Below are 14,745 nucleotides of genomic sequence, written 5' to 3' on the forward strand. Positions count from 1 at the left end.
GATCACAAATAGTCATGCAACCATACATACATTTACATGTCCACTCGCAATATTCGTTGCTGGATGGACAAGCAAGCATCTCCCGCATTGTCGACAAGGCCAAAGCTGACGGAATGAAAGCCATTGCCCTTACCGATCACGGATCTATGTTCGGGATCAAGGAGTTTTATAATTATACAAAAAAGAAGAATGCTCCTGTTTTCGCAGCTATAAAGACCATCAAAGGAGAATTGGAAGACGCCAGGTCGAAAGGAAATGAAAAACTGGTAGAAGAACTATCCACAAAGCTAAAAGAAGAAGAATCCCATCTGTTTAAACCTATCCTCGGGTGCGAATGCTATGTAGCACGAAGAGGACATAAACTGAAAGACGGAAAACAAGACATGAGCGGCTGGCACTTAGTAGTGCTTGCCAAAAACCTGACAGGCTATAAGAACCTCATCAAAATGGTATCGAAAAGCTGGGTCGACGGGTTCTATATGCGTCCGCGTATTGATAAGAAAATGCTGGAAGAACATCACGAAGGATTAATTGTATCCTCTGCATGTTTGGGAGGAGAAGTACCAAAGAAGATTACGCAAGGAGACATTGAAGCTGCCGAAGAAGCTGTTCTCTGGTTTAAGAATCTATTTGGTGAAGACTATTATCTGGAACTTCAACGGCACAAAACCTCACGCCCAGACTCGAATCTGGAGGCTTACCCTTTACAGGAGAGAGTGAATAAAGAACTTCTGAGAATCAGCGAGAAACTGGGAGTGAAAGTTATAGCAACCAACGATACCCATTTCGTGAACGAAGAAGATGCCGACGCCCACGACCGATTGATCTGCCTGAGTACAGGTAAGGATTTTGACGATCCAAAGCGGATGCGATATACCAAACAGGAATGGATAAAGACTACAGCCGAAATGAACGAGCTGTTCGGAGACATACCACAAGCTCTCTCGAATACACTTGAAATAGCAGACAAAGTCGAATATTACTCGATAGACTCCGATGCTTTGATGCCATTCTTTGACATTGACCCATCTTTCGGAACAGAAGAAGAGTACAAATCCAAATACACAGAACAAGATCTGATCACCGAATTCGGAGAAAAAGAATACCATCGGTTAGGTGGTTATAATAAAGTAATCCGTATTAAACTCGAGGCTGATTATCTGGCTCACCTTACAATGATTGGTGCAGAGTCACGCTATCCGAATATGGATGCCGACACGAAAGAACGGCTCGATTTCGAGTTGAATGTCATGAAAACAATGGGATTTCCCGGCTACTTCCTCATTGTACAGGATTTCATTGGAGCAGCCCGCAAAATGGGTGTAGCTGTTGGTCCCGGTCGTGGATCGGCAGCAGGATCGGCTGTAGCCTTTTGCTTGGGAATTACTGATATCGACCCGATTAAGTATGACTTGCTATTCGAACGTTTCCTGAACCCCGACCGTATCTCTATGCCTGATATCGATATTGACTTCGATGATGACGGGAGGGGAGAGGTTTTAAGATGGGTTACCGACAAATATGGACAGGAACGGGTTGCGCATATTATCACATACGGTACTATGGCTACAAAGTCAGCCATAAAGGACGTTGCACGTGTACAAAAACTTCCCTTAGCGGAATCGAACCGTCTGGCAAAACTTGTACCCGATAAAATCCCCGACAAGAAAAAGGTTACGCTAAAGGATGCCATAGAATATGTCCCTGAGTTGAAAGAAGCTGCTCAGAGTTATGATATGACTACCCGTGATACGCTTAAGTATGCCCAAATGCTGGAAGGTAATGTCCGGAATACAGGTGTACATGCCTGTGGTGTTATCATAGGTCAGCAGGCAATATCAGATATCGTACCTGTAAGTACAGCCGAAGATAAAGAGACGGGAGAGACAATGCTTGTCACTCAATATGAAGGTTCGGTAATAGAGGAAACGGGATTGATAAAAATGGACTTCCTCGGACTGAAGACTTTATCGATAATCAAAGAGGCCGTAGAAAATATCAAGCACACAACGGGTGAAGATGTGGATATGGCGAAAATATCTCTCGAAGATCCTAAAACTTACGATTTGTACAGTCAGGGACGTACCACCGGAACATTCCAGTTTGAGTCCGCAGGTATGCAAAAATACCTGAAAGAACTACAGCCTTCGAAATTCGAAGACCTGATAGCGATGAATGCCCTTTATCGCCCGGGTCCAATGGACTACATCCCTTCATTTATTGCCCGTAAACATGGACGGGAAGAGATCAGCTACGATATTCCCGTTATGGAACGTTACCTCAACGACACATACGGAATTACGGTATATCAGGAACAGGTGATGCTTTTGTCCCGTTTGCTGGCAGACTTTACCAGAGGTCAGTCCGATGAGTTGCGTAAGGCAATGGGTAAGAAGCTTATCGATAAGATGAATGCCCTGAAAGAAAAATTCCTTGCCGGAGGTAAGAAAAACGGACATAAGGAGAAAACGCTGAACAAGATATGGGCAGACTGGGAAAAGTTTGCGTCATATGCCTTCAATAAGTCTCACGCTACATGTTATTCGTGGGTAGCCTACCAGACCGCATGGCTGAAAGCCAATTATCCATCAGAATATATGGCAGCCGTACTGTCTCGAAATCTATCGAACATCACGGAAATCACGAAATTCATGGATGAGTGTAAAGCCATGGAGATGAACGTTCTTGGACCGGATGTAAACGAATCTTATCTGAAATTCTCTGTAAACAAACACGGAGATATCCGCTTCGGACTGGCTGCGATCAAGGGTGTTGGAGAAGGAGCCGTTAATAATATCATCGAAGAAAGAGAAAAGAATGGGCCATTCAAAAATATATTCGATTTTGTAGAAAGAGTAAACTTATCGTCCTGCAACAAGAAGAATATAGAATCTCTCGCACTGGCAGGAGCATTCGACAATTTTCCTGAAATGGGAAGAGAGCAATTCTTTGCAGTAAACGGCAAAAGCGAAACTTTTATAGATCAGATAATCAGATACGGAAATAAGTACCAGATAGACAAGTCACAGGCTGTGAATTCGCTCTTCGGAGGTGAATCTGCAATAGAAATAGCACATCCCGAAATTCCTAAAGCCGAAAAATGGTCGGATCTCGAACGCCTAAATAAAGAAAGGGAACTGATCGGTATCTACTTATCCGCCCACCCTCTTGATGAGTTTGCCATCGCTCTGAAATACGGATGCAATGTCGGCATGGCAGAGATAGAAGATAAAGAGGCTCTCAGAAACAGGGAAGTAACCTTTGGTGGTTTGGTTGCCGGTGTAAGAGAAGGTATCACCAAAACGGGCAAGCCATACATGATCATAAAGATAGAAGACTTTACAGGAAGCGGGGAAATACCTTTATTCGGTGACGATTATATCAATTTCGGAAAATACGGACGACCCGGTCTTTACGTTTTTGTAAAAGGGAGAGTACAAGGTCGCCGATTCAACGAAAATCAGCTTGAATTGAAGATAAATTCGATCCAACTGCTTCCTGATGTAAAAGACAGTGTCATCGAAAAAATTACGATCACCTTACCCATTCACGAAATGAATGCAACCATGGTACAAGAACTTTCAATACTGACAAAGAACAATCCTGGAAATTCTCTGTTATATTTTGAAGTAGTGGATGGTGAAAAAAACATGAAAGTAGAACTTTTCGCACGTAGTATTAAGATAAATATAAGAAAGGAGTTAATAGATTACTTAGAGCAAAATGATAACATCGTGTTTCGGGTTAACTGATCACATGGAAAAGAACAGGATCTTTTTTCAGAAATAAGTAAATCCAAAAACGAGTGATATCTAACGTCTTAAATAGGGTATAAATACTATCTATTATATTAATAAAGATACTTTGGTTATCTTTGTAAAAACGAAAAAATAACTAAAAAATATTGAACAGTATGGCACTAGAAATTACAGATGCAACTTACGAAGATGTATTAAAATCAGACAAATTAGTAGTTATCGACTTTTGGGCAGAATGGTGTGGACCTTGCCGTATGGTAGGCCCAATCGTAGAAGAACTAGCCGGAGAATATGCAGATAAAGCTGTTATAGGCAAAGTGGATGTTGATAACAATGACGATATCACATCTAAATACGGTATCCGCAATATACCTACTATCTTATTCATCAAGAATGGCGAAATAGTAGACAAACAAGTAGGAGCCGCTCAAAAATCGGTATTGGTAGAAAAAATCAATAACTTATTATAATCGTCTATTAAAACGATAAAAATATAGATAAAACAAAAGAACGTCCACCTTTTAAGGCGGGCGTTTTTTTATCTATAACATAAAGGTCGTACCTTTGTCCTCCGATAAATAAAACATAAAAAAGTAATGTCTTTAAAGAACTTGAATAATGCTAAGGGAATTATTTTCGCCTTAATCTCATCGGGAACTTTTGGTTTGATCCCGATGTTTTCACTACCCCTTATGAATGATGAATGCATCGGTTTGCCAACTATCCTATTTTACCGTTTTTTGCTATCAGCAGTAATGATGGGAGTGATTTGTTTATTGAAAAAAGAGAGCCTGAAAATTTCCCTCCGCCAAACATCTACCATTTTTGGATTAGGAATATTGTACGCAGCTACTGCACTTTGCCTTATTTATGCCTACAAATACATACCAAGCGGGGTGGCTACTACGATACACTTCATTTACCCGATTTCGGTAAGTCTGATTATGGTTCTGTTCTTTAAAGAAAAAAAATCGATAATACTCATGCTGGCAGCAATACTATCTTTGCTGGGCGTAGCTATGATGTGCTGGACAAACGAGGGAGAAGCCATCAATCCGATAGGAGTCGCAATAGCTTCGATCACTATTCTGACATACGCTTTTTATATTGTGGGTATTAATAAATCATCTGTATCACTGATGAATGCAGAAGCACTCACTTTCTATATACTACTTTCGGGAGCTCTTATCTTTATGGTATTTGCAATGGCAACTACCGGCATAGAACCCATATCCGGATCTTCGGCATGGGGGCATCTAGTATTATTGGCGTTCCTACCTACTGTTTTATCTGATCTTACTTTAATTCTGGCTATTAAATATGCAGGCTCTACAATAACATCCATATTAGGATCAATGGAGCCTTTAGTGGCTGTTTTTATAGGCGTTGTCTATTTCCATGAATATTTTGCAATATCCAGCTTCTTTGGATTATTGCTTATTATCTTATCGGTAATATTGGTTATCCTCTTTGGTAATAGAAGAAAGCAAGCAAAAGTAAGTGAATAGAATACCTGCTAAGTATGAGCAAATAATTATCTTTGTAAAAAGGAAACTTCTACTTTTAAGGTCTGAGACCTTAGTAAAAAATACATCAATATGAATAATAGAATAACAGATCTTTTTAAAATTAAATACCCGATCATATCGGGCGGAATGGTTTGGTGCAGTGGATGGCGTCTGGCTTCGGCTGTGAGCAATGCCGGAGGGCTTGGTCTTATCGGAGCAGGATCCATGTATCCCGAAGTATTACGTGAACATATCCAAAAATGCAAAGCTGCAACAGATAAACCTTTCGGAGTGAATGTTCCTTTGCTATATCCAAATATCGAGGAGATCATCGAAATAATAATAGCTGAAGATGTGAAAATTGTCTTTACATCAGCGGGAAATCCTAAGACATGGACAAAGAAACTACAGGAACACGGCATAATTGTAGCGCACGTAGTATCCAGTTCCAAATTTGCATTGAAGTGTCAGGAGGCAGGTGTTAACGCTGTTGTTGCCGAAGGTTTTGAAGCCGGAGGTCATAATGGACGTGAAGAAACCACTACCCTTACATTAATACCTCAAGTTCGTGAAGTTCTGGATATCCCATTAATCGCAGCAGGAGGAATTGCCACCGGAAGTACAGCCCTTGCAGCCTTTGCATTAGGTGCAGAAGGTGTACAGATAGGCACACGTTTTGCCCTGACTCAGGAAAGCTCTGCTGCAGATGAATTCAAAAAATTATGCATCAGCCTCAAAGAGGGTGACACAATGCTCTCTCTAAAGAAACTGAGCCCAACCCGACTCATCAAAAATGAATTTTACAATAAAGTAACCGAAGCCGAAGATCGTGGAGCATCTGTTGAAGAAATGAAAGAGCTACTCGGACGAGGACGATCTAAAAAGGGAATCTTCGAAGGAGATCTTATTGAAGGTGAACTCGAAATCGGACAGATCGCATCACATATCAATGATTTACCATCAGCCGCAGAAGTCATCAAATCTATCGTATCGGATTTTAACGCAAAGGCTAACAAGCTCTCAGATCTTTCGTTATAATGCAATACGACTTATTTACACCCACATCAGCCTTCCGTCTGATCAGTCTTTCCAGTGGAAGCAGCGGCAACTGCTATTACCTCGGAACATCTAAATACGGTATTCTTATCGATGCCGGCATCGGGATGCGTACCCTCAAAAAGTACTTGCGGGATTATGGTGTAGCAATGGAAACTATTGTAGCCGTACTGGTGACACATGACCATGCCGACCATATAAAATCAATCGGCGGGTTAGGCGGTAAGATGTGTATTCCGGTCTATGCTACAGAAACAGTACATTTCGGCATAGAGCGATCCAAGTATGTACAGGACAATATCTCAGGCTCCAAAAGAATCATTGAGAAAGACACCAGCTTTTCGATCAAGGATTTTGAAATAACAGCATTTGACGTGCCTCACGATACGATTGAGAACGTCGGATATCAGATAAAAGTCGGAGGAAAAACAATAGTGCTGGTCACCGACGTCGGACGAATAACTCCTACCATAGAGCAATACGCCAAAACTGCTAATCACCTTATTATAGAAGCAAACTACGATGAAGAGATGCTTACCAACGGAAATTACCCATATCATCTCAAACAGCGTATTATCTCAGGAATGGGACATCTTAGCAATAGGCTTACAGGTGAGTTACTGACATCGATCTATAACAATCATCTGGATGAAATATGGCTTTGCCACCTCAGCCAGGATAATAATCATCCCGAACTTGCCTATAAAACAATAGAATACGCCTTAAAGGAAAAAGGGATCAGAGTTGGTGAAGATGTTACTCTAAAAACATTAAGCAGAGGAAAACCTTCGGGATTAAGAGAATTTCAGGTACTTATTCCAGCATCAAATTTAGAATAGGGTGATGCTCTTGAAATAAAGAAGAATATGGAGAACCCAGTTCTGAAATATGATATCCGAATAATAACCTTGTCAATAAGTTTATATCCACAGATAAATCAGTATCGGAAAGGTTGGCTTTGCTAACCTTTCCCTGTTTTATATCATATACATCCTGATCTACTCTTATTGCAAAGTCGTAATTATTACAGACAGCAGCATATAAAGCCAATACGGTTTCCGGCATAACCACCCGAGCCATACCATTCAAGTTTCCTTTTAGGGGACATCCCTCGTCTTTATAATCGTCTACAATAGCTTCAAAATCCAAAACGGTTTTCAACACGCAAAAATCTTCCGACTGATACTGTTTATCGAATAGAAGATAATCCTCATGGAAATCCTTCCCTTTGCTTAATACAGAGCTAAGATCAATCGTATCTTCCTTAGAATCGAAAACGGTTTCAAAGCCATATTTTGCATAATATCCGTAAAGCCAATCTTCGGCAGGAACAAGCCCGCAAAGCGGAATCTGCCGCTCTTTCAGAACATCGAAAGATGTCCGTATTAATTTCCCCATATAGCCTTTGTTACGGAACTCAGGCAAGGTACACAATCCGGCAAGATAAGAGAATGGTATTTCTTTCCCATAAAAACGAATAGAATACGGTAACATCTGCAATGCAGCGACAGCCATATCCCCTTCGTAATACAACAATGTATTTTCGGGCTTATATTTCTTCGAAAAATGCAGATCAAGATATTCCTCCGTATCTCCGAAGCAGGTCTTCCACATCGAACGAACTAAAGGTGTAGCATCTGTGTCTGCAAATCGTATCATTTCTTAGGTCTTAAAAATCCTTCTTCAAGTAAAATTTCCGGTTGATAAGAAAGTTTAGCCTGCCGCAGCGAATCCAATCCCATATCCTCTTCCCTGTTGATATATTTAAATTCGGAAGCCTCGTGTTTTATAAATTCACGGTTGATTATGGTGTACGATCCGTTAATATCAGCAAAAGCCTTTTCAACATGTACTACAAAGGTATCATTTGTAAGCCTTTCACCAATAGTGAAGGCTATAATTTTCCCATTCACTTTTATTGCTCCTCCCCTCAATTGCAGCTCATCAAAGTGCTCAAGCATCAGTTTTGTTGCTATATAATCGTAGCCGAGCGAACGATTTTTATCCTCTTTTACATTTTCCCATTCATCCAGCATGAATGCACATTCATCCAGATCCTTACGAGTGGTAAGAGGGAAATATACCCAATCAGGGTTATCTGCAATAAAACGGTTTATGTGATTTCTTTTGCTTTGTAGTTTTTTACCGGAGAGTGTTATTAGTTTTTCCGAAAGATAGATGTATTCGTCGTTGTTGCGCTCATGAGTGTGTTCAAATTGACCGGGCATTGCCTTGTTTATCTTCTCCCACATTTCATTAGTGATGCCTTTCATCATAAACGGTATATTACAAGCTTTGGCATCTGCCATTATTTCTTCTATCGCCGCTTTGATTGGCATAGGACCTATCGGCATCATGTAATATGTATTCCCGTCGACTTCATTAAACCTCAGAAACAAAGTCTTATGATTAATATCATATTGGGTTTTAAATTTAGCATTCCATGTGAACATGTTCGTAAAACAAAAATCACAGGCACGATACGTATTTTCCTCAAGACAAGCATCTATTTTAGGCTTGTCCGTCAGTTCTATTTGTTTGAAGTTGATCATAAGTTCAGCTATTTAAGGCCTCAGACCTTTATTGATTTAGCAAGTATAAAATCCTAGTACTATTACTTAATTCACCAAATTAACATCCGGCTATCACAGTTTGTTGCAATAACCATGCTAGATTGTTCGAAATCCGGTAAACATCTCTCCATTTTCACATTAATAAAATCTATCGTTAATAGATAAAACATATCAACAAGGGATAAATTTCTACTTATCAGAAGAGAACCAGTCTTTAGACAGATAAGGACAATCAGTCTTCTTCCGCTTTTCCGTAATAGGATAAAAGCGGGCAGGAGCAGCACATTGATTGGTTCGAAAAGATGGATAATTCCTCATATACATCAGTTTACTTCTTCCTAGGTTCACATAATCACTGAGATTAATAATACTTCCATCCGGAAGAATCAGATAATCACGGAAAATACAACTCGAAGCCATTCCCTCGACTATTACCGTCTGTGTCTTAATTGTATCACCGATAAGCCGATAAGTACCCCACGACGGATACTGACATATTTTAGATTTACCTCCTGTTGAAAAACATTCAGCAACAAGATCGGCATTACTAGTTGTTGCAATAGTAAATAAGCCATCGGGATAAAACATAAATACTGAAAAGAAGGCAGAGTCACATTCTCTTTCCGATACGTAATAACCATCAATATTTATTCGTGAAGATAGCCCTGTATCTTTTCGATCATAGAAATAGGTAAAATCGGTAGGTCGCACCGAAACACAGCCAGCCATCAGCAGTAAAGTAATCGGAAACAGAAAAAGTATATTTTTCATATCAATAAAGGCTATATGGCTTATATGTCCCCACTTGCAGAAATTGATTGCGATAATCTCCCGATTTGAAGTCACCCGTATCAAACAGCGATCTGTGCCAGCTATTCTGTCCTATATATCCACCCAAATTGCTGTTCCATCCGTATCGTACCATCAGATTTTTATCGGTATATCCCAAATAAAGAGGGCTTGATATCTGATTTCCTTCTTTATACACTCCTTTTCTGTTATACAGTGAAGCATCCGTCAACCCATTCGGTTCAGAAGTATATACATTCATACCCAGCAAGAATTGTCTGTATCGGAGTTCAAGCGCAGCGGTACGATAGCGGTCATATACTCTGAATCCGGTAAAAGGCAGTGATAAGATATCATCTTCGAACTTTATCTCGAAGTCTCTGATACGTACCCCAACGATACCCGACATCTGCTTTTCTCCCTGATGATATTTATTCAGATAATAAGATGCTGCGGTCTTGGGTGTATCGTAAATAATACCTGCATAGGTCGTCCCAAGACCAAATCGACTGAGAGCTTTATAAGCATCCAATCCGGCAGAGAATGTCCAGTTGCCTATCGTTTTTGAGGCAGACAACCCTCCTCCTATCCGAAAGCCATTACGGTCGGCTGCTCCTGTAGTAAAAACAGCGACCAACGATGCAGATATTTCAAAATTATTGTGCCTATCCCTATCCAGAATATAGAAGGATGTAAAATCGTTGCGATGAGTCATTCTCTGCCCGAAAACGGAAGACACAATATTACCCACTACGACAACCAGTAATAACCGTATCATTGAGGAAGCGGAAAGTAAGTATCTATCAATTTTTTGAAATTACTGTCTTCTCTTACATTGCTAAGATTAGGATCATGTTCGAGCAACCGGCGGTTTATGCGGCTGTCTTTTGTCGAATAATTGTTTGATAAAGTAGCATCCAGCCATTTAAGGCTATTCTTTTTATCTTTAATCAGAGCATAAAATGATGCAATACAATATGCACCCACCTGATCGGACAAAGCCTCTGCAGCTGTGAACTTTTCTAATATTTCTTTCTTATATAATTTAAGATTTTCTTCGTGTCTGCCTTTCTTCAACAAAGCATTACCCCATTCGTAATAGTTATTTGCTCTTGTGGGATTTAAGCGAACCGCAGTTTCAAACTTGCCGAGACCTTCATCAAATTGCTCCTGATTATCTTCCAATACAGCAGTGTGAGTAAGAATACTCCCCCATTTTCGAAAAGCCTCACTATTGAGAGAGTCCATTTTTACGGCAACTTCATATCCGAATATAGCACCCGAAAAGTCACCGGTGGACAGTTTCTCATCAGCGATTTTCACCCAATCGGCAGAAGTCAAAGATTGCGGAGTTTGGGCATGGATCAAACTGCCCGAAAAAATGAATATACTTATAATGAGTGTTCTTACCATCCCTAATTAGTGCTTTTATGATTTGTAACTCATAAGTTACTCAATCTCTATAACTTTACTTAATACAATATAGCAAATATACCCTTTTACGGCGGTATATCCCATTTTTTTGATTTGGGTCATGTAATTTTTTACCTGTTTTAAGTATTTTTTTTCTTCTTTTTCTCCGAACTTATAGTCAATGACAATTACTTCGGAGCCTTTTATCATCACTCTGTCGGGTCGGATAAAAGTACCGTTAGGTTGTAGTATCTGCACTTCATTCAGTACTTTATAATTGCCCGAATACCATTCCGAAATTTTCGGGACTGACAGATACTCATGCAATAATCCCGATACACGGATCTTCTCTTCAGTAGTTATCACCCCTGCTAATCGATATTTTTCGATCACTTTATCAAGCTCATTCAGAGAGGTTACATTGCTTACAATCTCATGCATAAGCGTTCCGTATTCCCGCTGTCCCTGGTCTGTAAAGAAGTATTTATTATTTAACCTGAGTTTTAATCGGTTATCAAAGGGTATACTTTCTAGTATTCCTATACTAACTTCACTTTCAACATCTTCCGCCTTCTTAATAAAAGAGCACGAAGATTCACCCAGCTCCAATCGGTTATTTTCATCATCCATGGAGCTACTCAGATCGATAAATATTTTTTCACCTTGTTGCTCCGCAGTCGAATGACAGCAAGCCCAAAGCAGGGACGATATATTACCGATGCCCTTAGCTTTTTCTTTCGGCTTCGGTGAAAATATAATCAGATCATTTTTTGCCCTGGTAAATGCGACATATAATACATTGAGATTATCAATAAAGGCATGCAGCTTTTCTTCCAGATAGTCATACGCGAAAATCGTGTTACTCAGCTTTTGCGAATACCTGACCGGAACAAGATGCAGCAGGTCGAAAGGTTCCATCTTTGGCTGGCACCAAAGTATAGTTGTGAGCTTATGATCTATATCCCAGTTACAAAACGGCATAATTACGACCGGAAAGCCAAGCCCTTTCGATTTATGAATAGTCATAATACGTATGGCATCCTGTCCGTCGGGAGTAAATATGGTTTTGCTTTGTCCGGTTTCGTCCCACCATTGGAGAAACGAATCCAGATCGGATGATTTTTTCACAGAAAAATCGAGAACCATATCCAGAAAAGCCTGTATATATATATTCTCATTGGCTTCCATCGCATCTTTAAAAAGATTGAATATTTCCTCTGTCATTTCATACAATGGAAGTTCCTTTATCCGATTGAGGTTATCAATTACATCTTCCGGAAAATCTCCCGATGCCGAAAAATGAGAACGAATAGTTTCTTCGGGAGTCAACTGGTCTTTAAACTTATAATATTCGTATATAGCCAGAGTCCGCAGGGTAGAATCCGAAGAATTACGAAGATACTTCAGCAAAGATACTACCAATTTTATACTTTTCGAATTACGGATAAACAGTGCCTCGTCCGATATAATATCATATTTATACTTACTTCCGGGGTTTTTGCTTTTATATTCAAGCAGACAGTTGGCAGCATCTGCACCTTCTTTCTTTGTACGTACCAATATGGCTATATCCCTCAAATCATATCCTTTGTCTTGCAGCGTCTCTATTGTTTGAGGAAGCTGCTCCAAAGCATAAGCCTGCCAGTTGGAATTTTCTTCAGTATTGATAAACTCAATAGAAACATGTCCTGTCGAGTCTTTCTTCTTCTCAGGCAGATGCTGATATGAATCGCTATATGCTTTTTTAATCTTTCTATAAAAAGATGCCAAAGATGAACTGACAGTTATCTCTTCGAGACTTTCATTATACAGGTTTTGAAGAAGGGTTGATCCTGTTTCGAAAATCGAATTATTGAAATCTATAATATTCTTATCACTCCGCCAATTAGTGTCTAATGATTCGTGATGAATACCATTCGACTTGAAATCGACATCCAACTGTTCATCCAACAACTTCCAATCGGAGTTGCGCCAGCGATAAATACTTTGCTTTACGTCTCCTACTATCAGGTTTTTATTTCCTGCTGATAAACTGTCTTTTACCAATGGCAAAAAATTTGCCCACTGCATGCCTGATGTGTCCTGAAACTCATCAATCATATAATGTTCTACCCGAGTACCAACCTTTTCATAGATAAAAGGGCTGTCTGTTCCCTGAATAATCTTATTAAGCAGTTCGGTAGTATCGGAAATCAGCATAATGTTATTCTCGGCGGCATAACTGCGGACATTCTTATCCACATCACCCAAAATACCCAAAGTGAAAAAATAACGGTTAATTTCGCTGGCAGTCTGATAAGTGACCGAATTATTGTAAAGTTCGGTTATACGACAGACACATTCATTTAATCCGCTGTCATAAGCTCCTTCGATTTTACTTTTGACATCAGCCGGAGCTGTTTTTGCGTACCAAGCCGACACATCATTGACCAATTTCGAAAAAGTAGCTGTAGGTGCTTTTATTTCCCCACTTGCCCACCTCAGGAAACTGACAAAAGGAGATGTTTTTCCCCGAATAAAATCGAATGGCTGAAGATCGCAGCGCAACATAATATTCATTGCCTTTTCTCCAATCTCTCTTGATTCCTGTTCGAACTGCCGAATATATGCAAGCAGCATTTTCTTATAATCGTCCAATAATCCCTTATTAGCTATATCAGCTTGTATCTGGTCGCTGAAGGCTTTGTAGCTTTCCTTAAATATTTCCGACGAAAGATCCTGTATATCGTTTCGGATATTCCATGTGCCGCCACTTTCGATCTTCTCTTCCGAAAAACGAATGAGCCAATCCAAAAGCTGTTCGTTTTCCGAACGCTCCAAATCATATAACATCGTGTCTATGGCTTCGCCCAGTACACGACCCGTATCCAGCTCTACATTATATCCTCCGCCAAGACCTATTTCACGGGTAAATGCCCGCATGGTCTGCTGAAAAAACCGGTCTATCGTACTGATTGAGAAAGAAGAATAATCGTGAAGAATGCTAATCAGTATTTTTCTAGCCTGCTCTCTTATTGCATCTTCTGCTTTGCCGTATTCTTTCGACAAGTCTTTGGCATAATCCGAATCTCGACCCGAAGCCAAATTTGCGAGCTCATCAATGATTCTCGATTTCATTTCTTCCGTGGCCTTATTGGTAAAGGTTACGGCAAGTATGTGTTTGTAGGCAAAGGGCGAAGCAAAAAGCAACGACAGATACTCTGCCGTCAATCGGTGCGTTTTTCCCGATCCAGCAGATGCTTTATATACTATCAGATTTGCCTTATCAGATGACTCGTGATTTGGCATATCCTTCTTTCTGCAATAGGTCTAATACTTTCTGGCGGAAATCTCCTTGAAGCAGAATTTCGCCATCTCGAGCCGATCCTCCTACCCCACAACGGGTTTTCAGAAATTTTGCTAAATCCTGCAAGTCATCATCAGTTCCGATAAAATTAGTAATAAGGGTTACCGATTTTCCCTTTCGGTTACGCTTATCCAACTCTATACGAAGCGATTGCTTTTCTTTAGGCAAAGTCGATTGCTCTTCTTCCTCTTCCGATTCGTAGCTGAAATCGGGATTAGTCGAATACACCACATTGAGCCTTTCTTTCCAGTCGTTATCTTTTTTCATATCTGAAAACAGTGAATTTCTTTAAAGTCAAAAAT

At 40.0% G+C, this 14,745-nt stretch carries 12 protein-coding genes; 5 read left to right on the forward strand and 7 right to left on the reverse strand.

Annotated elements, in window-relative coordinates:
• Window positions 1–14 precede the first annotated feature (14 nt).
• From dnaE to AABJ51_RS12990, 5 genes are all read left to right on the forward strand, one after another.
• Window positions 15–3,752, forward strand: coding sequence for a DNA polymerase III subunit alpha (gene dnaE / locus AABJ51_RS12970; protein WP_338372851.1), 3,738 nt, complete (start codon window positions 15–17; stop codon window positions 3,750–3,752).
• A 161-nt stretch (window positions 3,753–3,913) separates the two neighbouring features.
• A complete protein-coding gene (gene trxA, locus AABJ51_RS12975) occupies window positions 3,914–4,228 on the forward strand; it encodes a thioredoxin (protein WP_026625910.1) in 315 nt (104 codons plus the stop codon).
• 141 nt (window positions 4,229–4,369) lie between these two features.
• The gene (locus tag AABJ51_RS12980; RefSeq protein WP_338376001.1) at window positions 4,370–5,266 is read left to right on the forward strand and encodes an EamA family transporter; all 897 of its coding nucleotides are present in this window, start codon (window positions 4,370–4,372) and stop codon (window positions 5,264–5,266) included.
• Window positions 5,267–5,356: 90 nt separating this feature from the next.
• On the forward strand, window positions 5,357–6,304 hold the full coding sequence (locus AABJ51_RS12985) for an NAD(P)H-dependent flavin oxidoreductase (RefSeq protein WP_338372852.1): 948 nt from the start codon (window positions 5,357–5,359) through the stop codon (window positions 6,302–6,304).
• The gene (locus AABJ51_RS12990) at window positions 6,304–7,161 is read left to right on the forward strand and encodes an MBL fold metallo-hydrolase (RefSeq protein ID WP_134437240.1); all 858 of its coding nucleotides are present in this window, start codon (window positions 6,304–6,306) and stop codon (window positions 7,159–7,161) included. Before AABJ51_RS12985 ends, AABJ51_RS12990 begins: the two co-directional genes overlap by 1 nt.
• Here AABJ51_RS12990 and AABJ51_RS12995 read toward each other — a convergent pair.
• From AABJ51_RS12995 to AABJ51_RS13025, 7 genes are all read right to left on the reverse strand, one after another.
• Entirely contained in the window at window positions 7,136–7,981 is an 846-nt protein-coding gene (locus AABJ51_RS12995) for a GNAT family N-acetyltransferase (RefSeq protein ID WP_338372853.1), read from the reverse strand. The genes AABJ51_RS12990 and AABJ51_RS12995 overlap by 26 nt on opposite strands.
• On the reverse strand, window positions 7,978–8,874 hold the full coding sequence (locus tag AABJ51_RS13000; RefSeq protein WP_134437242.1) for a DUF2156 domain-containing protein: 897 nt from the start codon (window positions 8,872–8,874) through the stop codon (window positions 7,978–7,980). Before AABJ51_RS13000 ends, AABJ51_RS12995 begins: the two co-directional genes overlap by 4 nt.
• A gap of 210 nt (window positions 8,875–9,084) precedes the next feature.
• Window positions 9,085–9,666: a hypothetical protein gene (locus tag AABJ51_RS13005; RefSeq protein ID WP_338372854.1), complete on the reverse strand. Its 582-nt coding sequence runs from the start codon at window positions 9,664–9,666 to the stop codon at window positions 9,085–9,087.
• A 1-nt stretch (window position 9,667) separates the two neighbouring features.
• The gene (locus AABJ51_RS13010) at window positions 9,668–10,462 is read right to left on the reverse strand and encodes a polymorphic toxin type 23 domain-containing protein (RefSeq protein WP_338372855.1); all 795 of its coding nucleotides are present in this window, start codon (window positions 10,460–10,462) and stop codon (window positions 9,668–9,670) included.
• Window positions 10,459–11,097: a tetratricopeptide repeat protein gene (locus AABJ51_RS13015; RefSeq protein ID WP_338372856.1), complete on the reverse strand. Its 639-nt coding sequence runs from the start codon at window positions 11,095–11,097 to the stop codon at window positions 10,459–10,461. The genes AABJ51_RS13010 and AABJ51_RS13015 overlap by 4 nt, the downstream gene beginning before the upstream one ends.
• Before the next feature lie 36 nt (window positions 11,098–11,133).
• Window positions 11,134–14,385 carry a UvrD-helicase domain-containing protein gene (locus AABJ51_RS13020; protein ID WP_338372857.1) on the reverse strand — a complete coding sequence of 1,084 codons (3,252 nt, stop codon included), beginning with the start codon at window positions 14,383–14,385 and terminating at the stop codon, window positions 11,134–11,136.
• Complete coding sequence (locus AABJ51_RS13025) at window positions 14,363–14,710, reverse strand: translation initiation factor (RefSeq protein WP_026625900.1); 348 nt, start codon at window positions 14,708–14,710, stop codon at window positions 14,363–14,365. The genes AABJ51_RS13020 and AABJ51_RS13025 overlap by 23 nt, the downstream gene beginning before the upstream one ends.
• Window positions 14,711–14,745 lie beyond the last annotated feature (35 nt).

The organism is Indolivaga capnocytophagoides, from assembly GCF_036511535.1.
Classification (GTDB): domain Bacteria; phylum Bacteroidota; class Bacteroidia; order Bacteroidales; family Dysgonomonadaceae; genus Dysgonomonas_A; species Dysgonomonas_A capnocytophagoides.